Genomic DNA, 21,266 nt, shown 5'->3' with positions numbered 1-21,266 from the left:
AGCCAATGATCAGGGATGAAGCCGCGGCAGCCATCAGCTCCCGGCCACGGCCGTCGGCCCGCGTCCGAGGATGCCGGCACGCACCAGGAGCAGGTACAGCTGGCAGCCGAGGCAGTAATCGAACACGGCGTTCAGGAACGCCGCGACGAATGCGACGGCGGCAGCGACGCCCACAGCGGGCGTCAGCCCGGCCAGACCGAGCAGCACGCCGGTCACGGTGACCAGCAGCCCTACCCCCTGCGCAAACGTCGGCGCGGCCGATTTCTCCAGTGCGACGGGCGGGCCGAGCCGCGGCCGCACGACGGTCTTGAACAGCACGCCGTACGGGTGCCGCCCGGCGCCGGCGAAGGCACCCCAGGCAAAGAGGGCCGCGAGAATCGTGAGGAGGACGAAGGCGGCGACGGATGCCCCGGTCAGCGACAGGAACACCACCACCAGGAGCAGAACGGCCGTGATCGCGGCGCCGAAGCGTGGTCCGCGCGGGTCGAGGTCCGGGCGATCCAGGCGGACCCGGCGCGCGGAGGGCTGCGGCCGGGGTTCAGCGGGCGAGCTGGGCATGGCTGCTCCCGGTGAGGTCGTCGAGTTGCCGGAGGACGCCGGCCCGGTTCGGAACGCCGCCGATCCGGGCGCGCACCTGACCGGTTCCATCGAGGATGAGTGTGGTCGGGGTTTGCAGGATCCCGAACCGGTTCGCGAGGTCGCGGCGGTGGGTCAGGTCGACGTCCAGGTGCGCGACGCCGGGACGTGACCGGGCCAGGCCGGCGAGGAGCACCTGGGTGCCGGGGCAGCGGGTGCAGTGACTGGTGGAGAACTGCACGAGCGTGGCGTTCGCCCCGAACGGAACCCGGCTGCTGACATCCGCCGGCGTGAGCGCGTCCGGCACACCGAGCGCTTCCGGAGCCGCCGGGGCGACCACGATGGGGCGCCCCTGGCGGGACCGCCAGACGAGGCCCAGCACGGTGGCGCCCGAGACGAGAACCAGCACGAGAATCAGGGCGGAGATCGGACTCATGCTGCGACGATACAAGGATCTCGGACCGGTCGGGTCCGTGTGACGACAGGTTACGCGTGCAGCAGGTATCGTTTAGCCGTGTCTGAAATTGAGTTCCGCTCCGATGTAACCGTCGAACTGGTGCGCGCGAGCGCCCACGACTCCGATGTGCTGTTCGCCGCACGGGTGTCGACTCAGGGGGAGCAGACCCTGACTAAGGCCCTGCTCGAGGAATCGGACGGCGACGCCGCGAGCACGGGTGACGCCGGGCTGATCAACTACCTCATGCGCGACCGCCACGGCTCGCCGTTCGAGCACAACTCGATGACCTTTTACGTGCAGGCGCCGATCTTCGTGTTCCGCGAGTTCATGCGGCACCGCATCGCCTCCTATAACGAGGAATCGGGCCGCTACCGAGAGCTGAACCCGGTCTTCTACGTTCCGGCCCCGACCCGCAACCTCGTGCAGGTCGGCAAGCCCGGCGCCTACGACTTCCTGCCCGGCACGGCCGAGCAGGCCGCGCTGGTCGACCAGCTGACCCGCGAGGCCTCCGCGCACGCCTACGCGTCGTATCAACGGATGCTCGAAGCCGGCGTGGCCCGCGAGGTTGCCCGCATCGTGTTGCCGCTCAACATCTTCTCCTCGATGTACGTGACCATGAACGCCCGGTCGCTGATGAACTTTCTCAGTCTGCGCACCAAGCGCGAGGGAACCCACTTCCCGTCGTTCCCGCAGCGCGAGATCGAGATGTGCGCCGAGAAGATGGAAGACCAGTTCGCGGCCTTGATGCCGCTTACCTACGCCGCTTTCAACAAGAACGGTCGCGTCGCCCCGTAACGTGACGCCGCGGCGGTGCGGGGCCCCACGCTGACCGGTAGCCTGTCCCTCGTGTCTATGTCTCAGAATCCCTTCGGCCAGGTCCTCGTTGCCCTGGTGACTCCCTTCACCGCCGACGGCGAAGTCGACTGGGCGGGCGTGGCCCAGCACATCGACGACGTCATCAACGCCGGAGCGGACGGCATCGTCGTCACCGGCACCACCGGTGAGACGTCTACCCTCACCGACGCGGAGAAGATCCGCCTGGTCGAGGTCGGCAGGGATATCTCCGGCGGACGCGCGAAGATCATCACCGGCGGCGGGTCCAACGAGACCGCCCACGCCATGCAGCTTGCCAAGCAGAGCGAGAAGGCGGGCGCCGACGGCAACATGATCGTCACCCCGTACTACAACAAGCCCACCCAGGCCGGCGTGCTCACCCACTTCCGCATGATCGCGGATGCCACGGATCTGCCCGTGATCCTCTACGACATCCCCGGACGCACCGGTATCCCGATCGAATACAAGACGATCCTGCGGGCCGCGAAGCACCCGAACATCCTCGCCGTCAAAGACGCCAAGGGTGACCTGGCCCAGGTCAGCCGCGTGCTCAACCAGACCGACCTGATGTACTTCTCCGGCGACGACCCCAACGTTCTGCCGCACCTGTCGATCGGGGCGACCGGCCTGATCGGGGTCACGGCGAACATCGCCGCGACCCCGTATCGCCAGATGGTCGACGCCGTGAATGCGGGAGACCTGAAGGCGGCCACCGCCGCGCACCAGCAGCTCGAACCGCTGGTGCGGGCCTGCATGACGCACGTTCCGGGTACGGTCGCGGTCAAGTACATCCTGCACGGCCTCGGCCGAATCAACAGCCCGCGCGTGCGCCTGCCCCTCGTCGGCCCGGAGGAGTGGGAAGCCGCCCAGATCGAAGACGAAATAGACCTGGTCAAGAACATCCCCGGGGTCGACTTCTCCAACTTCCGCCCGGACCGCAATGCCGCGGCCGGCGGCGCCCTGCCGAAGGTCGCCGGAACGACACGCTAACCGCCCCACCGAACCCCGAGGAGGGCTTGTGCCCATCGATGTGTACGACCCGGCCCCGCTCATGGCGGGAACCCTCCGCATCACGCCGATCGGTGGCCTCGGCGAAATCGGCCGCAACATGACCACGTTCGAGATCGACGGCAAGCTGCTGATCGTCGACTGCGGGGTGCTGTTCCCCGAGGAGCACCAGCCGGGCGTCGACCTGATCCTGCCCGACTTCAGCCCCATCCGGGACCGCCTCGACGACATCCTCGCGGTCGTGCTCACGCACGGCCACGAGGACCACATCGGTGCCGTCCCCTACCTCTTGAAGCTGCGCGCGGACATCCCGCTGATCGGTTCGGGCCTGACCCTCGCCTTCATCGAGGCGAAGCTCAAGGAACATAAGATCATCCCGTACACGCTGCAGGTCCGGGAAGGCCAGAAGGAACGGCTCGGCCCGTTCAACCTCGAATTCGTCGCCGTGAACCACTCCATCCCCGACGCCCTGGCCGTGGCCATCAAGACCGTCGGCGGCACGGTGCTGCACACCGGCGACTTCAAGATGGACCAACTGCCGCTCGATGACCGCCTCACCGACCTGCGCGAATTCGCGCGCCTCGGCACCGAGGGCGTCGACCTGTTCCTGGTCGATTCCACCAACGCGGATGTCCCCGGCTTCACCCCCACGGAACGCTCCATCGGCCCCGTGCTCGACGATGTCATCGCCCGGGCTCCGCGGCGGGTGATCGTGGCCAGCTTCTCCAGCCACGTGCACCGGGTGCAGCAGGTACTCGACGCCGCCCACGCGAACGGACGCCGGGTCGCGCTCCTGGGCCGCTCGATGGTGCGCAACATGACCATCGCCGCGGACCTCGGCCACCTGCGGGTGCCGGAGGGCGTGCTGGTGGACTTCAAGAAGGCCGGCAACATCGCGGGTGACAAGATCGTCTACATGTCGACGGGCTCACAGGGTGAGCCGATGGCCGTGCTCAGCCGGATGGTGAACCAGGACCACCAGATCGAGGTCGGCCCCGGCGACACCGTCATCCTGGCCTCCAGCCTGATCCCCGGCAACGAGAACGCTGTCTACCGCATCATCGACGGCCTGACCAAGCTCGGCGCCACGGTCGTTCATAAGGGCAACGCGAAGGTGCACGTCTCCGGGCACGCCGCCGCCGGGGAACTGACCTACTGCTACAACATCCTGAAACCGAAGAACGTGCTGCCTGTGCACGGCGAATACCGGCACCTGGTCGCCAATGCCAAGCTCGCGGTGCAGACCGGCGTGCCGGAGGCGAACGTGCTCCTGGCCGAAGACGGCACGGTCATTGACCTCAAGGACGGTGTGGCCACCAAGGTCGGCCAGCTGGACCTCGGCTACGTCTACGTCGACGGCTCCACCGTCGGCGAGATCACCGAGGCCGACCTCAAGGACCGCCGCACCCTCGCCGAGGAGGGATTCATTTCGATCATCATCGTGGTCGACGCCGCCACCGGCAGGGTGATCGTCGGGCCGGAGATCCACGCGAAGGGCTTCGCCGAAGACGCCTCCGTGTTCGACGCCGTGCGCCCGAAAATCGAGGCGGCCCTGGCGGAAGCCGCCGAGCACGGGGTGCGCGACCCGTTCGCGCTGCAGCAGATCGTGCGCCGCACGGTCGGCCGCTGGGTGAATACCGCCTTCCGCCGCCGCCCGATGATCGTCCCCCTGGTGATCGAGGCCTGATCCCGCCGAGGGCGACGGATGCCGCGCGTCCGCCCGCCCCTGATGTCGCAGTCACTGATCGCCGCCCGCAGGCGTTGTGGCGTGCCTAAGCCCCAATGTCGGGGGATCGAAGTACCGTAGGTGCATGGCTACGAGCACTAAGTCGAACGGTCGCGCCCGCAGCACGCCTGCGCGCGGCACCCCGGCGCGCAAGCCCGCAGCCCGCACTGCCGCTCAGAAGACGGTCAAGTTCACCGCGGTCGAGGTCAAGCCGAGCCTGTTCGTGCGGTCGTGGATGGCCCTGGCCCACGTGACCGGCGGGGCCGCCCGGGCGCTCGGCCCGGAGAAGCTTTCCAAAGAAGAACGCCGCGACGGCCTGCCCTTCTTCCTCGTGCTGCTGTCGGTCGCCGGTGCCGTGATCGAGTGGTTCCTGATCAACAACGCGGTCGCCCAGACCCTCGACGCCTGGACCTTCGGCGGCCTGTTCGGCCGCGTCGCGTTCGCCCTGCCCGTGATCATGCTGCTCTTCTCCGTCTGGCTGTTCCGCAAACCCAGTTCGGTGCACGACAACGGCCGCATCGGCATCGGACTATCCGTGCTGCTCGTTTCGGTGTCGGGGCTCTGCCACATCTTCGGTGGCCAGCCTGCCCCCAGCGACGGCATGGAGACCCTCGCACTGGCCGGCGGCGTCATCGGCTGGATGATCGCTGCCCCCCTGATCTACCTGACCACGGCGATCGGTGCCACCATCGTCGTCATCCTGCTTCTCGCCCTGAGCCTCTTCATCATCACCAAGACCCCGCCCAACCGCATCGGTGAACGCAGCCGGGAGCTCTATGCCTGGCTGTTCGGGGCCCAGCTCCCCGATCCCGAGGAGCGCGCCGCCGCCCGGGAAGCGAAGCATGAGAAGGCCGTTCAGGTCGAACTGGACGGGGTCGACGACGACGACGCAGATGCCGGAGCGCTGCCCTGGTGGCGGCGCAACACGAGTAAGCGCGAGGAGGACCCTGACTTCGGCGGGCCGCTCGGCCCGAACGGTGCCGGTACCCCCGCCGACGATCCGAGCGCCGCCGGCCCGCACGGCGCCGACCCGCTGCGCACCCTGCTCGGCGGCGACAAACGAGGCAGCTTCGACACCGCGCTGGAGACGACGCCGACGACCCCGGGTCCCAACCAGGACCATTACGGCACCGAGGTGCTCGAAGACCTGCTCCGAGCCGAAGACGCCCTCAAACGCTTCACGGGCGCGATCGACCTGCCGCACGGCTCCTCGACCGGGCTCCAGGCCGACGACCAGACGGGCCTGACCGAGGTTCTTCCCGGATTGACCGGATCAGGATTCGACGCCCTCGACCCGGCCGCGGCCGGTGGGGCCGTCGGTTCCACCGACACGCCCCTGCCGCTGGTACCGGCCCCGATTCCGCCGGCATCAGACCAGCCCGCCGCGCCCTACCTGCTGCCCTCGGACACGACCCTCACCAAGGGCCCGCCGGCCAAGGCCCGCTCGGCGGCCAACGACGAGATCGTCAAGTCCATCACTGAGGTGCTGAGCCAGTTCCAGGTCGACGCGAAGGTGACCGGGTTCTCCCGCGGCCCCACCGTCACCCAGTACGAGATCCAGCTCGGCCCCGGAGTCAAGGTGGAGCGCGTCACCGCGCTGAGCAAAAACCTCTCCTACGCCGTCGCCTCCAACGAGGTGCGCATCCTGTCGCCGATCCCGGGCAAGAGCGCGATCGGCATCGAGATCCCCAACACCGACCGCGAAATCGTCACCCTCGGTGACGTGCTCCGCTCCCCGGCGGCCTCGAACAGCACCCACCCGATGACCATCGGCGTCGGGAAAGACGTCGGCGGCGGCTTCGTGCTCGCCAACCTCGCCAAGATGCCTCACCTCCTGGTCGCCGGTTCCACTGGTTCCGGCAAGTCCAGCTTCGTCAACTCCATGATCACGAGCCTGCTCATGCGGGCCAAGCCGAGCGACGTGCGCATGGTGCTGATCGACCCGAAGCGGGTCGAACTGGCCGCCTACGCCGGGGTCCCTCACCTGATCACCCCCATCATCACCAGCCCGAAAAAGGCCGCCGAGGCGCTGCAGTGGGTGGTGAAAGAGATGGACATGCGATACGACGATCTGGCCAGCTTCGGATTCCGCCACATCGACGACTTCAACAAGGCCGTCGTCAACAACGAGATCGTGCTGCCCGCCGGCAGCCTGCGCAGCCTCAAGCCGTACCCCTACCTCCTGGTCGTCGTCGACGAGCTCGCCGACCTGATGATGGTCGCACCGCGCGACGTCGAAGACTCGATCGTGCGCATCACCCAGCTGGCCCGCGCTTCGGGCATCCATCTCGTGCTCGCCACCCAGCGCCCCAGCGTCGACGTCGTCACGGGCCTGATCAAGGCCAACGTGCCCTCCCGCCTCGCCTTCGCCGTGACCAGCGTCACCGATTCCCGGGTCATCCTCGACCAGCCGGGCGCCGACAAGCTGATCGGGCAGGGCGACGCCCTGTTCCTGCCGATGGGAGCCTCCAAGGCCATCCGCGTGCAGGGGGCCTGGGTGAACGAGGCCGAGATCGAACGCGTCGTCAAGCACGTCACTCTGCAGGCCCGCCCCGACTACCGGCCGGATGTCTCCATGGTCGCCCCCCGCAAAGAGATCGACTCCGACATCGGAGACGACCTCGAGGTGCTCCTGGCCGCGGCGGAACTGGTCGTGTCGACCCAGTTCGGGTCCACCTCGATGCTGCAGCGCAAGCTCCGGGTCGGCTTCGCCAAGGCGGGTCGCCTGATGGACCTGCTCGAGTCCCGCGAAATCGTCGGTCCCTCCGAGGGATCGAAGGCGCGCGACGTGCTCGTCTCCGTGGAGCAGCTGCCCGGCGTGCTGGCCCTGCTGCGCGGCTCCGACGCCGAACATCACGCCGCCACAGCCACCGCTCAGGCCGCCGCGGCTCACCAGTCCGCGGCCCAGCACACGCCCGGCCCGCCCGATCCGCGCTACGCCGACGACCCGGTCGCCAAAATGTCGGAGGGGTACCTTGAAGAAGATGCATCTCCCGATGAAGACGCCTGGCAACTGACCGACAGGGACTGACCCATGGCCACACCATCCACGCCGGTCGTACGGCCCAGCAACTGGAATCTCCCGAATCTGATCACGATCGTGCGCATCCTGCTCGCGCCGGTGTTCATCTATCTGCTCCTCGCCGACGCCGGCCAGGACGGCGCGCTGCGCTGGTGGGCGGCCGCCCTGTTCATCGTGGCCATCGCCACCGACGGGATCGACGGGGCCATCGCCCGCCGGCGCAACCTGGTCACCGACCTGGGCAAGATCCTCGATCCGATCGCCGACAAGGTGCTCACCGGCGGAGCCCTGGTCTGCCTCTCCCTCCTCGGCGAGCTGTGGTGGTGGGTGACCATCGTCATCCTCGTGCGCGAAGTCGGCATCACGGTGTTCCGGTTCGTCATGCTGAAGGACCGGGTCATCCCGGCCTCACGGGGGGGCAAGCTCAAGACCGTGTTGCAGTCCGTGGCGATCTCGCTCGCCCTCGTGCCCCTCTGGCTGCTACTGGGCGACTGGATCTACTGGGTCAACTGGACGGCCATGGCCCTCGCCCTCATCGTTACCGTCGTCACCGGCTTCGACTACCTCGTGGCGGCGCGGCGCGAGAACCGGCTCCAGCACGACCGTGGCTGATCCGATTCCCCCGGCATTCGCCGAGAGCCTGTCACCCGCTGACACACCCGGAGCGACGGATGCCACCGCGCGCCTCGTCGCCGAACTCAGCCGCCGCGGCCTCACTATCGCCGTGGCCGAGTCCCTTACCGGCGGGGCGCTGACAGCCGAACTCGTCCGCATCCCCGGCGCATCCGTCGTCGTCAACGGGGGAGTGGTGGCGTACCAGAGTGCGCTCAAGCACACCCTCCTCGGCGTCGACGCGGCTCTGCTCGAGGAGCACGGTGCGGTGCACCCGCAGGTTGCCCTGCAGATGGCAGAGGGCGTGCGTACGCGCCTCGCCGTCGACGGCCGGCCCGCCGACATCGGCATCGCCACGACGGGCGTGGCAGGGCCGGACGGCCAGGGCGGCCACGAGCCGGGGACGGTGTTCCTCGGGCTGGCTCGTAGAGGAGAAATATCGGTCATCCCGCTCCGGCTGCACGGAGACCGTGCTCTCATTCGAGCAGCCTCCGTGGCCGCGGCCATCGAAGCTGTGTGGCAGCTGTTAGCCCGTGACGCGGTGGAATAGTTCCCCGAATTCCGTGGTTACAACGAGCGTATTCACAAGAAAAGCCCAGTCGATATCGGTAGTGTCAGGGTGTTCAAGGTTGTAGTACTCTTGCGATCCAACACACGAAACCACCCGGTTGAGTGGGCGCCAGAAGTATCAAACGGTACTCGATAAGCAACACATAATCAGTACGAGAAGGAGGTTCCGATGATTCTTGTTCGACAGGAAATCGGCGATGTGCTCAGGGACTTCCGCCTGCAGAAAGGGCGCACACTCCGTCAGGTAGCCAGCAGGGCCAGCGTGGCCCTCGGGTATCTGAGCGAGGTGGAGCGTGGCCAGAAAGAAGCGTCTTCCGAGATTCTGGCTTCCGTTGCAGAAGCGTTGGAGACCCCGATCTCGGTCATCATGCGGGAAGTCGGCGACCGACTGGCCATCATCGAGGGAATCGACAGGTTCCCCGACACTGTGCCCGACGAGCTCGTGGCCACCTACGACGACATGATGGTGCGCTAGTTCCATCCCATGCGACTCGGTGAGTTCCGTCAGGCTCTGAGCGACGAGTTCGGCGATGGCTACGGCCGCGTTCTCACTCGCGATCTCATTCTGACCCCGTTTGGCTGCACCGCCGACCAGGCTCTGGCCGGCGGTGCTTCGGCGCGCGACGTCTGGCTGGCCCTCTGCGCCGAGACGGATGTCCCGAAGGCCCGTTGGTACGGTGCGGGCCTCCCCGCCGCCCGCAGCTAGGTTTCGCTCGACACGCGCCGGATTTCGGGGAATTCTCGAATGCGTGTTCGCATTTTGATATGCTCCTCCACAGCAGGAGTCGAAGACGGCTTGTCCACTGCCGCTCCCCGCTCCCGGCTCTGTCGGACGTGCCGCGTACAGTCGGTTTGTGTCAGCGACAGAGAGCACATGCCTTGTTGAAAGCGGGTGTCGGGGTCTTCCCGGTAGCCAAACGCAACAGCCTATAGGCGCCGAAATGCACGACCGAAGGAGACCCCTCATGGCATCATCAGCAGATCGCGAAAAAGCGCTTGACACCGCTCTCGCAGCAATCGACCGCCAGTTCGGCAAGGGTTCGATCATGCGTTTGGGCAGCGACGAGCGCGCCCCCGTCGAGACGATCTCCACGGGGTCGATCGCGCTGGACGTGGCCCTCGGCATAGGTGGCCTGCCCCGAGGTCGCATCGTGGAGATCTACGGTCCGGAATCGTCGGGAAAGACCACGCTCACCCTGCACGCCATCGCGAACGCGCAGAAGAACGGCGGCATCGCCGCCTTCATCGACGCCGAGCACGCTCTGGACCCTGAGTACGCCCGCAAGCTCGGAGTCGACATCGACGCGCTCCTCGTCTCCCAGCCCGATACGGGTGAGCAGGCGCTGGAAATCGCCGACATGCTCGTGCGAAGCGGATCCATCGACCTGATCGTGATCGACTCCGTCGCCGCGCTGGTTCCCCGCGCCGAGATCGAGGGCGAGATGGGTGACTCGCACGTGGGCCTGCAGGCCCGTCTGATGTCCCAGGCCTTGCGCAAGCTCACCGGTGGCCTCAGTCAGACCAACACCACCATGATCTTCATCAACCAGTTGCGCGAGAAGATCGGGGTCTTCTTCGGCAGCCCCGAGACCACCGCCGGGGGCAAGGCGCTCAAGTTCTACGCGTCGGTGCGCCTCGACATCCGCCGTATCGAGACCCTGAAAGACGGCACCGAGGCCGTCGGTAACCGCACGCGGGTCAAGGTCGTCAAGAACAAGATGGCACCGCCCTTCAAGCAGGCGGAATTCGACATCATCTACGGCATCGGCATCTCCCGGGAAGGCAGCCTGATCGACTTCGGTGTCGAGCACGGCATCGTCAAGAAGTCCGGCGCCTGGTACACCTACGACGGCGACCAGCTGGGCCAGGGCAAGGAGAACTCGCGCAACTTCCTGCTGCGCGAAGCGGAGATGGCCAACGAGATCGAGAACAAGATCCTCTTCAAGCTCGGGATCAGCCCCGAGGGTGCGGCCGCCAAGAAGGCTCAGGCCGCAATCGACGCCGCAGCCGCCCTGGTCACCGCAGCCGCAGCCAAGGAGGCCGCAGCCGCCAAGGCGGAGTCCCTCCAGGCCAAGCTCGCCGCCCGCAAGGGGGCGTAGCGCATGGTCCACTTCGAGCCGGCCGACGAGGTCGCGTCGCTGAGTGCGGCACGTCGCAAGAGCGCGGCCCGCGGCACCGCCGCGATCCGGCCGGTTGAGCTCGAGGCGGCGCCGATCGCCGACGAACGACTGGCGCCCGTCTCGTATCTCGGCGACGGTGGTCCGGCGGCGTCGAGCGGCCCCGCAGTCGACAGCGTTGCCGGTGCCGGTGCCGGTGCCGGTGCCGGTGTCGGTGCCGGTGCCGACGACGGTGCCGACGACGGGGACGACACCCCCGAGGGAGTGGCCTCCCGGGCCGCCGTCGATCGCGAGCACGCCGAAGGGGTGCTGCGCCAGCGGCTGCGCGGCCGGTCCCTGTCGGCGGCCGAGGCCCGCACAATTCTTGGCGGTACGGAGGTCGCTGAGCACGAGATCGAAGAGATCATCGAGCGCTTCATCGAGTTGTCCTACATCGACGAGGGCCGCCTCGCCGATCAGATCGTGCACAGCCACCACGAGCGCAAAGGCCTGGGACGCTCCGGCGTGCAGGCGGAGATGCGCCGCCGCGGGCTCGATCAGGACCTCATCCTGGAAAAGCTCGACGAAATGCCCGACGACGAGACGGAACGGGCCATCGAAATAGCCGTCAAGCGGGTGGGGCAGCTCGGGCGGCTCGACGACCAGACCATCGACCGTCGACTCAACGCGTTCCTGATGCGCAAGGGCTATTCCTCGTCCATCGTGCGCGTGGCGGTGAAGGCCGCCCTTGCCTCCCGCGGTGGTTCGCCATCGCGGGTGCGGTTCCAGTAGGGAGCGGGTCGGGGCAACCCGGCCCGGTTTCGGAGGTGCCACGCGTAAGCTGGTACCCACTATGACCAGCAGCACCGCTACGCCCCCATTCTCCAGCGCCGAGACGCTGGACCCGCAGCAGTCGGCCCTGCGTACCGCGGCCCTGCGCACCTCGGCCCTGCGCACCTCGGCCCTGAGCGCGCCGACTCTGATTGCTCCAAGCCAGGCCTCGCACGACGCTGAGGGCCGGGCCCGCACCTACGAGGTGCGCACCTTCGGCTGCCAGATGAACGTGCACGACTCCGAACGGCTCAGCGGGTCGCTCGAAGCGGCCGGCTACGTGACGGCCGACGGGGAGGAAGCCGACATCGTCGTGCTCAACACGTGTGCCGTGCGCGAGAACGCCGACAACAAGCTCTACGGCAACCTGGGGCAGCTGGCCTCGGTCAAGCGCCGCCACGACGGCATGCAGATTGCCGTCGGCGGGTGCCTGGCCCAGAAAGACAAGGACGTCATCCTCAAGAAGGCACCCTGGGTCGACGTCGTCTTCGGGACGCACAACATGGGGTCACTGCCGAGCATGCTCGAGCGTGCGCGGCACAACGGCGAGGCCCAGCTCGAAATCCTCGACTCCCTCGAGACCTTCCCCTCGACCCTGCCCACGAAGCGCGATTCGAGCTACAGCGGCTGGGTCTCCATCTCCGTCGGCTGCAACAACACCTGCACGTTCTGCATCGTGCCCGCGCTGCGCGGTAAGGAGAAGGACCGCCGTCCCGGCGAGATCCTCGCCGAAATCCAGGCCCTCGTCGACGACGGGGCAATCGAGGTCACCCTGCTCGGCCAAAACGTCAACTCCTACGGGGTTGAGTTCGGCGACCGTCTCGCCTTCGGCAAACTGCTGCGCGCGGCCGGCAAGATCGAGGGGCTGGAACGCATCCGTTTCACCAGCCCGCACCCAGCTGCTTTCACCGATGACGTGATCGACGCCATGGCCGAGACGCCGTCGGTCATGCCGCAGTTGCACATGCCGTTGCAGTCCGGCTCGGACCGTATCCTCAAGGCCATGCGCCGCTCCTACCGTTCGGCGCGATTCCTCGGCATCCTCGACCGCGTCCGAGCGCAGATGCCGCACGCGGCCATCAGCACGGACGTCATCGTCGGCTTCCCCGGCGAGACCGAGGAGGACTTCCAGGAGACCCTGAGGGTCGTGGAGTTGGCCCGGTTCGCCACCGCCTTCACCTTCCAGTACTCCATCCGGCCCGGGACCCCCGCCGCGACGCTGCCCGACCAGGTCCCCAAGGAGATCGTCCAGGATCGTTACGAGCGCCTCGCCGCCCTGCAGGAGCGCATCTCCTGGGAGGAGAACCAGGCCGTGGTCGGTCGCGAGGTCGAACTGCTCGTCGCCAACGGCGAGGGCCGCAAGGACGCCGACACCCGTCGACTCAGCGGCCGCGCGCTTGACAGCCGGCTCGTGCACTTCGACGTGCCGGAGGGCTCGGAACTGCCCCGTCCGGGCGACCTCGTGACCGTCACGGTCACCCAGGCGGCCCCCTTCCACCTGATCGCCGACTCCGTCGACGGGGCTCCGCTGCGCATCCGGCGCACCATCGCCGGCGACGCCTGGGACCGCCTCGAAGTCGAGTCCTGCGGCGTGCCCAGTCACGGCGGAGTCGCCGGCGGGTCTGGCTCGGTCTCCCTCGGCCTGCCGACCCTGCGCCTACCCGACCGAGCCGTGGGCTCGCCCGCGGTGACCAGTTCCAGCACCACGCCGATCTACGACGTCACCGACGGGGAGCGCTAGGCAGGTGCCTGGCCCGAACCCGGTGACCGGCACCGACCCGACACTGATCGTTGTCGTCGGACCCACCGGCACCGGCAAGTCCGACCTCTCGCTCGACCTCGCCGAACGCCTGGCTGAGGCCGGTCGGGGGGCGGAGATCGTCAACGCCGACGCCATGCAGCTGTACCGCGGCATGGACATCGGCACCGCCAAGCTCACCGTGCTGGAGCGCCGCGGCATCCCGCACCACCTGCTCGACGTGCTTTCGGTCACCGACGACGCCACCGTCGCCCGTTACCAGACGGAGGCCCGCGCCGCGATCACCGACATCGTGGCGCGCGGCAACGTGCCCATCCTGGTCGGCGGCTCCGGGCTCTACGTGTCCGCCGTGGTCTACGACTTCCAGTTCCCCGGCACGGATGCCGTGCTGCGCGCCCGACTCGAAGCCGAGCTGACCGAGCAGGGGCCCGGCGCCCTGTACACCCGGTTGAAGGCCGTGGACCCCGTCGCCGCCGCCCGCATCGGCGCCGGCAACGGTCGGCGCCTCGTGCGCGCCCTCGAGGTCGTGGAGCTGACCGGGGGGCCGCACACCGCCGCCCTGCCCGACGAGCCGGTCTACTGGATGCCCGCGGTCACAGTGGGACTCCGCGCCCAGCGTGCCGAGCTCACCCCCCGCCTCGACGCCCGGGTGGAGGGCATGTGGGCCCGCGGACTCGTCGAGGAGGTGCGCGGGCTGATTCCGAGTGGAATCGAGACCGGTGTCACGGCCAGCCGGGCCATCGGCTACGCCCAGGCCCTTGGGCAGCTGACGGGCAGCCTCAGCCGGGCGGAGGCCATCCAGGAGACGCAGCAGTTCACCCGCCGGTACGCGAGACGGCAGGTGAGCTGGTTCAAGCGTTCCCCGCACACCCACTGGATCGACTTCGACGCGCCGGATCGGGTTGACCGGGCGCTGACCCGCCTGGCCGACCCGGAGCAGCCGGCCGAGCACTGGGCGATCGAGCCGGCCTCCTAAACTGGACGGCATGGGTATTGATCTGAACTTCACCAAGGGCCACGGCACCGGGAACGACTTCGTGCTTTTCTCTGATCCCGACGGGCAGATCGACCTCACCCCGAGCCAGATCCGGGCCATCTGCGACCGCCGATTCGGCATCGGTGCCGACGGCATCATCCGCGCGGTGCGCTCCACGAGCCTGGCCGCCGGCGCGATCGCCCTCGCCGAGGACGACGCGGCCGAATGGTTCATGGACTACTGGAACGCCGACGGCACGGTGTCCGAGATGTGCGGCAACGGCATCCGCGTCTACACCCGCTTCCTGGTGGAGCAGGGCCTGACCACGCTCGACCGCGGCGACACGCTCTGCATCGGCACCCGCGGGGGAGTGCGCGACGTTCAGCGCGGCGCAACCGGCTACCAGGTCGACCTCGGCCGGTGGCGCCTCGACGGCGGTGAACCGCTCGTTCGGGCGAAGGACCTGCCCGTGGCCCGCCCCGGTCTCGGCATCAACGTGGGTAACCCGCACGTGGTCGTGGCCCTGGCCGACGACGACGAGCTCGCAGGCGTCGACCTCACCTTCGTGCCGCAGCTCGACCCTGACCCGGCGGCCGGGGCGAACATCGAGCTCGTGCTGCCGGGCGATCCGCTCGTCGTGAACGGTGTCGGCCGCATCCGGATGCGCGTGCACGAGCGCGGCAGCGGCGAAACACTCTCCTGCGGTACGGGGGCGGCCGCGGCGGCCCTCGCCACCCGGCACTGGGCCGGCGCGGGTGCCCCGAACCAGTGGCAGGTCGAGGTCACCGGCGGCACGCTCGGCGTGCGCATGTTCCCGACCGAGGACGGCGAACACGTCTCACTGTCGGGTCCGGCGGAACTCGTGTACGACGGGGTCTTCCGCCTCGGCTGAGTACTCGCTCGAGGCGATGGGCCGCGACGCGGCCTAGTCCTGGCGTTTCACCCGCAGGACCCGGAAGCCCTTGCTGATGGAGTGCCGTGAGGTGCTGAATTCGGCGGGCAGGTCGCCGTCGAGCCAGCGCTGCAGGGAGTCAGAGCCGAGGTTGCGCTGCACGACGAGCCAGGCATCCGAACCCGGCTCCAGGCGCGGCAGCCAGGTACGCAGCATGGTGTGCAGTTCGGTTTTGCCGACCCGGATCGGGGGATTCGACCAGATGGTGCGGAACGTCACGTGGGCGGGCATCTGATCGGGCAGCACCGCGGTGATGTTAGTGAGGCCGAGCTTCTGCGCGTTCAGCCGCACCAGGTCGAGCGCCCGCTCGTTGACGTCGACGGCCCAGATCGTGGCGCGGGGTGAGGCGAGGGCCAAGTGCAGGCTGATCGGACCCCAGCCGCAGCCCAGGTCGAGGAAATCGCCGCCGGGCGGCGGAGTCGGCGCGTTGTTCAAGAGCACCTGGGTACCGGTGTCGATGTGCTCCGGGCTGAAGACCGAATTGGCTGTGGTCAGCTCGCGTTCTTGGCCTCCCAATCGAACGGTCACCTGGCGGAGTTTCAGGGTGCTGTCGGGTGCCGGGGTGAAGTAGTGGTCGGAAGGCATAGAGGGAACTTACCGTGCATCGAGGAACTATTGTTAAAGGAATGACTGAGTCACATCTGCCCGACGACACCGACGACGTGGTCGCCCGCGTTCTTGCCAGCGCTGACAGCAAGGCTGCCGGCTATTCACTGTTCCGCAGCGGGTCGGCGCAGGCTTTGCAGGCCGAATCCGGCCCGTCGCACGACGACGAGGGTCACGACGGCGTGCAGCAGGACCGCGAGGACCGCAACGCGCTGCGCCGCGTGCCCAGCCTCTCCACCGAACTCGAGGACGTCACCGAGGTCGAGTACCGCCAGCTCCGGCTGGAGAACGTTGTTCTGATCGGCCTGTACACGCACGGGACCGTCGCGGACGCCGAGAACTCCATGCGCGAACTCGCCGCTCTGGCCGAGACCGCCGGCGCCACCGTTCTCGACGGCCTCATGCAGCGCCGGGCGAAGCCGGACGCCAGCACCTACCTCGGCAAGGGCAAGGCCGAAGAGGTGGCCGGCATCGTCAAGGCGATGGGCGCCGACACCGTCATCGCCGACACCGAGCTGGCGCCCAGCCAGCGGCGCGCACTCGAGGACGTCGTCAAGGTGAAGGTCATCGACCGCACCGCCGTGATCCTCGACATCTTCAGTCAGCACGCCAAGAGCCGCGAGGGAAAGGCCCAGGTCGAACTCGCCCAGCTCGAATACCTGCTTCCCCGCCTGCGCGGCTGGGGCGACTCGATGTCCCGCCAGGCCGGAGGCCAGGTGGGCGGCGCCGGTGCAGGCATGGGTTCGCGCGGCCCCGGCGAGACCAAGATCGAGCTGGACCGCCGGCGCATCCACACCCGGATGTCTCGCCTCCGCAAGCAGATCCTCGAGATGAAACCCGCCCGCGAGGCCAAGCGGGCCAACCGCAAGCGCAACGCCGTGCCATCCGTCGCCATCGTCGGTTACACCAACGCCGGCAAGTCGAGCCTGCTCAACCGCATCACCCGGGCCGGCGTACTCGTCGAGAACTCCCTGTTCGCCACCCTGGACGCCACGGTGCGCAAGTCCACGACGGCCGACGGGCTGCTCTACACGCTGACGGACACCGTCGGGTTCGTGCGGAACCTGCCCCACCAGCTGGTGGAGGCGTTCCGGTCCACCCTCGAGGAGGTCGCCGACGCCAACGTGATCGTGCACGTCGTCGACGGCTCGCATCCTGACCCGGCGAGCCAGCTTGCCACAGTGCGCGAGGTCATCGCCGAGGTCGGTGCCCGGGAGATCCCGGAGGTCGTCGTCTTCAACAAGAGCGACCTGATCAGCGATGATGACGGGCTCGTGCTGCGCGGACTCTGGCCGAAGGGCATTTTCGTCTCGGCCCGCACCGGCGAGGGCATCGAGGAACTGCTCGCGACCATCTCGGACCTGCTGCCGCGGCCGTCGATCAGGCTTGAGTTACTCGTCCCCTACGAGCGGGGCGACCTGATCGCGGTGCTGCACGATCAGGGCACGGTGCTGTCCACCGTATACGCCGAGACCGGCACCCGGGTTACGGCTCTGGTGACTGATGAGATCCGGTCGCTGTTCGAGCCGTTCGCCGTGCCGCCGGCCGTCACCGGCTGACCGCCGCCGGCTGACGACATATTCGGTCACGGACCTGCCGGGCATCGGGCGTGCTTGTTAGAGTCTTCTCAATCGTTGCCTCCGGTCTCCTGGCCGGCGGCATGGAGCGACAGCCGAGCCCGGCACCCGCCCGCGAACGCCCGCCTGGCTTGCCGGGCGGTCCGCGGCCGCCCGGCCCCCAGTGCCTGACACTGGCAACTGTCGAATGAGGAGCAATGCCCCACACCTCGGACCCTGCGTGCCGGAAGATCCCGTTCTCATTCGAGTTGTATCCGCCCACATCGGATGCCGCCACCTCCGTGCTGCACGCCACCATCGAGCGGCTGGCCGCGGCCGGCCCGGAATTCATCGCGGTCACCTACGGTGCGAACGGCTCCTCCCGGCGCTCCTCCCTGGACGTGCTCACCCACATCCTGCGCACCACCACCGTGGACCCGCTGGCCCACCTCACCTGCGTGGGCTCGTCCAACGCGGAAGCCAGTCAGCTGATCCGGGAGTTTCTGGACGCCGGGGTGCGGAGCTTCCTGGCCCTGCGCGGCGACCCGCCGGAAGGCATTCGGGAGGGTGAGGCCTTCCTCGGCGACCTGGGCAGCGCCGCGGAACTGGTGCAGCTGATCCACCGGGTGCAGGCCGAGCGGGTGCCGTACCGCGAGGCCGTGATCCCGGGACTCCCTGCCGCCCGCACAATCAAGCGGGAACGGGAGAAGGTACGCATCGCCGTGGCCGCCTTCCCGAACGGCCACCCGCGCTCCCGGTCCGCCACCCAGGACATCGACACGCTGCTGGCCAAGCAGGCCGCCGGCGCCAACCTGGCGATCACGCAACTCTTCTTTCACGCCGACCACTACCTCAGCTTCATCCTGCGAGCCCGTGCCGCCGGGGTCGAATTCCCGATCCTGCCCGGGATCATGCCGGTCACGAGCCCGGCCCGCCTGCGCCGCATCCTCGAGTTGTCCGGCGAGGAACTGCCGTCCGAGCTGGCGATCGCGCTCGAGGTGGAGCCGACGAAGGAAGGCCAACGTGAGATCGGCATCCGTCAGGCCACCGAACTTGCCCGGGAACTCATCTCCGGCGGTGCCCCCGGGCTGCACCTCTACGCCTTCAACCAGCACGAGACCGTGCTCGCCGTGCTCGACGGCTGCGGTCTGCTCACCCCCACCCTGCCATCGTCCGCACTGCCTGCCCCTCACCCCGTCAAGGAGAACCCATGACCAACTCTTCCACGTTTCCCGACTTTCCCGCCGGCACCATCCTGGGCTACCCGCGCATCGGGCCGCGCCGCCAACTGAAGAAGGCCGTCGAAGCGTTCTGGGCCGGATCGGTCAGCGCCGACGAGCTCGAGGCGACCGCGGCCGTCCTGCGCCAGGGCACCCGAGAGCGCCTCGTGCAGCTAGGACTCGGCCGGGACGACTCGTCCATCCCGGAATCGTTTTCCTACTACGACCAGATGTTGGATGCCCTGTGCACGGTGGGCGCCGTCCCCGCCCGGTTCGCGCATCTCCGGGGCGAGGACGGCCACCTCGACCTGGCCGGCTACTTCACCCTCGCCCGCGGTGAAGGTGAGCATCCGCCGCTGGAGATGACCAAATGGTTCGACACCAACTACCACTACCTGGTGCCGGAGATCGGCCCCGAGACCGAGTTCACCCTCGCCGGCACCCGGCTGGTGCGCGAGTTCGAGGAGGCGAAGGCGGCCGGATTCCTGACCCGGCCGGTCATCGTCGGCCCGGTCACCTTCCTGCTGCTGAGCAAGCCCAGCAACGAGGCCCCGACCGGATTCAGTCCGCTTGACCGCCTCGACGACCTTGTGCCGGTCTACGCCGCCCTCCTGCAGCGGCTGCGCGCCGCCGGAGCCGAATGGGTGCAGCTCGACGAGCCTGCCCTGGTCAGTGAGAGCATCGACACCCCGAGAACGGATGCCCTCGCCGGCCTCCGCTTCGCCTACAACACCCTCGGCGCCCTCGCCGAGCGCCCCGCATTGTTCGTCGCCGCGCCGTACGGCAGCCTCGACGACGCCCTACCCGTTCTTGCCATCACCCCGGTGGAAGCCATCGGGCTCGACCTCGTGCGGGGAAGCGTGCCGGCGGAGACCCCCGGACTGGACACGACCACTCTCGTAGCCGGCATCATTGACGGCCACAATATCTGGCGCGGCGACCTGGCCGCCGCCTTCGACACGGCGGCCGGCCTGGTCCGCCTCTCGCCGCGGATCTCGGTTTCCACCTCAACCTCGCTGCTGCACGTTCCCCACGACATCGACGACGAATCGGCGCTGGACGACGACCTGAAGAGTTGGCTCGCCTTTGCGGACCAGAAGGTCGCGCAGGTTGCCACACTCGCCCGCGGCCTCAGTCTGGGTCGCCGTGCCATCGAGACCGACCTCTCTGCGGCGTCCGCGGCCCTCGACGCGCGGAGGGTGGCTCCCGGAGTCCGCGATGGCGCCGTTCGGGTTCGCGCCGACGCGCTCACTTCGGGCGACTTCACCCGGGACGCCTACGCAGCCCGAGTGGCAGCCCAGGAGATTGCCCTCGGGCTGCCGTTCCTGCCGACAACCACGATCGGATCCTTCCCGCAGACCGGGGACATCCGTCGGGCCAGGGCGCAGCTGGTACGGGGGGTGCTGAGCACCGCGGACTACCGGGACCTGATGCGCGCCGAAATCCGTCGCGTCGTCGCGCTGCAGGAGGACATCGGCCTCGACGTGATCGTGCACGGGGAGCCGGAACGCAACGACATGGTGCAGTACTTCGCCGAGAACCTTGACGGATTCGCGGTCACCGAGAACGGTTGGGTGCAGTCCTACGGCAGCCGGTGCGTGCGCCCGTCGATCCTCTGGGGTGACGTGTCCCGACCGCGGCCCATCACGGTCGAGTGGTCAGCGTTCACGCAGGGTCTGACGCCCAAGCCCGTCAAGGGGATGCTCACCGGTCCGGTCACGATCCTCGCGTGGTCGTTCGTGCGCGACGACCAGCCGCTCGGCGAGACGGCCAGGCAGGTGGCCCTGGCCCTGCGGGACGAGATCGCCGACCTGGAGACGGCCGGCATTCAGATCGTCCAGGTCGACGAGCCCGCGCTGCGGGAGCTGCTGCCGCTGAAGCAGAAGGACCAGGCGGAATACCTCGACTGGTCGGTGGGGTCCTTCCGCCTGGCGACGGCCGGTGCGGCCGCGGCCACCCAGATCCACACCCACCTCTGCTACTCGGAGTTCGGGGTGGTCATCGACGCGATCCGCAACCTGGACGCGGATGTGACCAGCATCGAGGCGGCACGCTCCCGCATGGAGGTGGTGGGCGATATCCGGTCCCAGGGCTTCGATCACGGTATCGGCCCGGGAGTGTGGGACATCCACTCGCCGCGTGTGCCGAGCGTGGCCGAACTCACCGACCTGCTCGAGCGCGCCGCGGCGGCCATCCCGGCCATCCGGCTCTGGGTGAACCCCGACTGCGGCCTCAAAACCCGCGGCTACGCCGAAACCGTCCAGTCCCTGCACAACATGCTCGCTGCGACCCGCATCCTCCGCGCCCGCCTGACCTCCTCCGTTTCCGCCTGACCCTGCCTCCACCCACACAAAAGCCGGGCACGACACCAAAACCAGTGTTCGTGCCCGGCCCACAAGACCCGGCCCACAAGACCCGGCCCATAAGGCCCGACCGAAACAACCATGGCGACTCAACACACGCGC

Annotated in this window: 19 protein-coding genes; 16 read left to right on the top strand and 3 right to left on the bottom strand. The window is 68.3% G+C overall.

Features of this window, described 5'->3' with window-relative positions; all coding sequences use genetic code 11:
* Positions 1-33: 33 nt before the first annotated feature.
* Both E3O22_RS13315 and E3O22_RS13310 read right to left on the bottom strand, forming a co-directional pair.
* Entirely contained in the window at positions 34-558 is a 525-nt protein-coding gene (locus tag E3O22_RS13315; protein ID WP_134394646.1) for a DUF4395 domain-containing protein, read from the bottom strand.
* Positions 539-1,012 carry a thioredoxin family protein gene (locus tag E3O22_RS13310; protein WP_134394644.1) on the bottom strand — a complete coding sequence of 158 codons (474 nt, stop codon included), beginning with the start codon at positions 1,010-1,012 and terminating at the stop codon, positions 539-541. The genes E3O22_RS13315 and E3O22_RS13310 overlap by 20 nt, the downstream gene beginning before the upstream one ends.
* Before the next feature lie 78 nt (positions 1,013-1,090).
* On the opposite strand from E3O22_RS13310, the gene thyX reads away from it, so the two are divergent.
* From thyX to dapF, 13 genes are all read left to right on the top strand, one after another.
* On the top strand, positions 1,091-1,828 hold the full coding sequence (thyX, locus tag E3O22_RS13305) for an FAD-dependent thymidylate synthase (protein WP_134394643.1): 738 nt from the start codon (positions 1,091-1,093) through the stop codon (positions 1,826-1,828).
* Positions 1,829-1,879: 51 nt separating this feature from the next.
* Entirely contained in the window at positions 1,880-2,857 is a 978-nt protein-coding gene (gene dapA / locus E3O22_RS13300; protein ID WP_134394641.1) for a 4-hydroxy-tetrahydrodipicolinate synthase, read from the top strand.
* Positions 2,858-2,918: 61 nt separating this feature from the next.
* Positions 2,919-4,562, top strand: coding sequence for a ribonuclease J (locus tag E3O22_RS13295; protein ID WP_134394777.1), 1,644 nt, complete (start codon positions 2,919-2,921; stop codon positions 4,560-4,562).
* Between the two features lie 124 nt (positions 4,563-4,686).
* On the top strand, positions 4,687-7,632 hold the full coding sequence (locus E3O22_RS13290; protein ID WP_134394639.1) for a DNA translocase FtsK: 2,946 nt from the start codon (positions 4,687-4,689) through the stop codon (positions 7,630-7,632).
* Positions 7,633-7,635: 3 nt separating this feature from the next.
* A complete protein-coding gene (gene pgsA / locus E3O22_RS13285; RefSeq protein ID WP_134394637.1) occupies positions 7,636-8,235 on the top strand; it encodes a CDP-diacylglycerol--glycerol-3-phosphate 3-phosphatidyltransferase in 600 nt (199 codons plus the stop codon).
* On the top strand, positions 8,228-8,785 hold the full coding sequence (locus E3O22_RS13280; RefSeq protein WP_370448406.1) for a CinA family protein: 558 nt from the start codon (positions 8,228-8,230) through the stop codon (positions 8,783-8,785). The genes pgsA and E3O22_RS13280 overlap by 8 nt, the downstream gene beginning before the upstream one ends.
* 189 nt (positions 8,786-8,974) lie before the next feature.
* A complete protein-coding gene (locus E3O22_RS13275; protein WP_134394636.1) occupies positions 8,975-9,280 on the top strand; it encodes a helix-turn-helix domain-containing protein in 306 nt (101 codons plus the stop codon).
* A 9-nt stretch (positions 9,281-9,289) separates the two neighbouring features.
* Positions 9,290-9,511: a DUF3046 domain-containing protein gene (locus tag E3O22_RS13270; RefSeq protein WP_134394634.1), complete on the top strand. Its 222-nt coding sequence runs from the start codon at positions 9,290-9,292 to the stop codon at positions 9,509-9,511.
* Between the two features lie 259 nt (positions 9,512-9,770).
* Positions 9,771-10,904, top strand: coding sequence for a recombinase RecA (recA, locus tag E3O22_RS13265; protein WP_134394632.1), 1,134 nt, complete (start codon positions 9,771-9,773; stop codon positions 10,902-10,904).
* A gap of 3 nt (positions 10,905-10,907) precedes the next feature.
* Positions 10,908-11,693: a regulatory protein RecX gene (locus tag E3O22_RS13260; RefSeq protein WP_134394631.1), complete on the top strand. Its 786-nt coding sequence runs from the start codon at positions 10,908-10,910 to the stop codon at positions 11,691-11,693.
* 61 nt (positions 11,694-11,754) lie between these two features.
* Positions 11,755-13,473, top strand: a complete 1,719-nt coding sequence (miaB, locus tag E3O22_RS13255) for a tRNA (N6-isopentenyl adenosine(37)-C2)-methylthiotransferase MiaB (RefSeq protein ID WP_134394629.1) — start codon at positions 11,755-11,757, stop codon at positions 13,471-13,473.
* A 4-nt stretch (positions 13,474-13,477) separates the two neighbouring features.
* Positions 13,478-14,467, top strand: coding sequence for a tRNA (adenosine(37)-N6)-dimethylallyltransferase MiaA (miaA, locus tag E3O22_RS13250; RefSeq protein WP_241976650.1), 990 nt, complete (start codon positions 13,478-13,480; stop codon positions 14,465-14,467).
* 10 nt (positions 14,468-14,477) lie between these two features.
* Entirely contained in the window at positions 14,478-15,359 is an 882-nt protein-coding gene (gene dapF, locus E3O22_RS13245) for a diaminopimelate epimerase (RefSeq protein WP_134394627.1), read from the top strand.
* A 33-nt stretch (positions 15,360-15,392) separates the two neighbouring features.
* Here dapF and E3O22_RS13240 read toward each other — a convergent pair whose 3' ends face one another.
* Positions 15,393-16,004, bottom strand: coding sequence for a class I SAM-dependent methyltransferase (locus tag E3O22_RS13240; protein WP_134394625.1), 612 nt, complete (start codon positions 16,002-16,004; stop codon positions 15,393-15,395).
* A 41-nt stretch (positions 16,005-16,045) separates the two neighbouring features.
* On the opposite strand from E3O22_RS13240, the gene hflX reads away from it, so the two are divergent.
* The 3 genes from hflX (at position 16,046) to metE (ending at position 21,134) form a co-directional block, all read left to right on the top strand.
* On the top strand, positions 16,046-17,584 hold the full coding sequence (gene hflX, locus E3O22_RS13235; protein ID WP_134394623.1) for a GTPase HflX: 1,539 nt from the start codon (positions 16,046-16,048) through the stop codon (positions 17,582-17,584).
* 215 nt (positions 17,585-17,799) lie between these two features.
* A complete protein-coding gene (locus E3O22_RS13230; RefSeq protein WP_134394621.1) occupies positions 17,800-18,795 on the top strand; it encodes a methylenetetrahydrofolate reductase in 996 nt (331 codons plus the stop codon).
* Positions 18,792-21,134: a 5-methyltetrahydropteroyltriglutamate--homocysteine S-methyltransferase gene (metE, locus tag E3O22_RS13225; protein ID WP_134394619.1), complete on the top strand. Its 2,343-nt coding sequence runs from the start codon at positions 18,792-18,794 to the stop codon at positions 21,132-21,134. Before E3O22_RS13230 ends, metE begins: the two co-directional genes overlap by 4 nt.
* Positions 21,135-21,266 lie beyond the last annotated feature (132 nt).

The sequence above is a fragment of the Cryobacterium sp. TMT2-18-2 genome, assembly GCF_004402245.1.
Classification (GTDB): domain Bacteria; phylum Actinomycetota; class Actinomycetes; order Actinomycetales; family Microbacteriaceae; genus Cryobacterium; species Cryobacterium sandaracinum.
Note: the sequence above shows the minus strand (reverse complement) of the source record. Positions and strands in the feature narration are given on the sequence as shown.

Coding starts and splice junctions, on each gene's coding strand:
- E3O22_RS13315 (WP_134394646.1), bottom strand. CDS start 558: ATGCCCAGCTCGCCCGCTGAACCCCGGCCGCAGCCCTCCGCGCGCCGG.
- E3O22_RS13310 (WP_134394644.1), bottom strand. CDS start 1,012: ATGAGTCCGATCTCCGCCCTGATTCTCGTGCTGGTTCTCGTCTCGGGC.
- E3O22_RS13295 (WP_134394777.1), top strand. CDS start 2,919: ATGGCGGGAACCCTCCGCATCACGCCGATCGGTGGCCTCGGCGAAATC.
- E3O22_RS13290 (WP_134394639.1), top strand. CDS start 4,687: ATGGCTACGAGCACTAAGTCGAACGGTCGCGCCCGCAGCACGCCTGCG.
- pgsA (WP_134394637.1), top strand. CDS start 7,636: ATGGCCACACCATCCACGCCGGTCGTACGGCCCAGCAACTGGAATCTC.
- E3O22_RS13275 (WP_134394636.1), top strand. CDS start 8,975: ATGATTCTTGTTCGACAGGAAATCGGCGATGTGCTCAGGGACTTCCGC.
- E3O22_RS13270 (WP_134394634.1), top strand. CDS start 9,290: ATGCGACTCGGTGAGTTCCGTCAGGCTCTGAGCGACGAGTTCGGCGAT.
- recA (WP_134394632.1), top strand. CDS start 9,771: ATGGCATCATCAGCAGATCGCGAAAAAGCGCTTGACACCGCTCTCGCA.
- E3O22_RS13260 (WP_134394631.1), top strand. CDS start 10,908: ATGGTCCACTTCGAGCCGGCCGACGAGGTCGCGTCGCTGAGTGCGGCA.
- miaB (WP_134394629.1), top strand. CDS start 11,755: ATGACCAGCAGCACCGCTACGCCCCCATTCTCCAGCGCCGAGACGCTG.
- dapF (WP_134394627.1), top strand. CDS start 14,478: ATGGGTATTGATCTGAACTTCACCAAGGGCCACGGCACCGGGAACGAC.
- E3O22_RS13240 (WP_134394625.1), bottom strand. CDS start 16,004: ATGCCTTCCGACCACTACTTCACCCCGGCACCCGACAGCACCCTGAAA.
- hflX (WP_134394623.1), top strand. CDS start 16,046: ATGACTGAGTCACATCTGCCCGACGACACCGACGACGTGGTCGCCCGC.
- E3O22_RS13230 (WP_134394621.1), top strand. CDS start 17,800: ATGCCCCACACCTCGGACCCTGCGTGCCGGAAGATCCCGTTCTCATTC.
- metE (WP_134394619.1), top strand. CDS start 18,792: ATGACCAACTCTTCCACGTTTCCCGACTTTCCCGCCGGCACCATCCTG.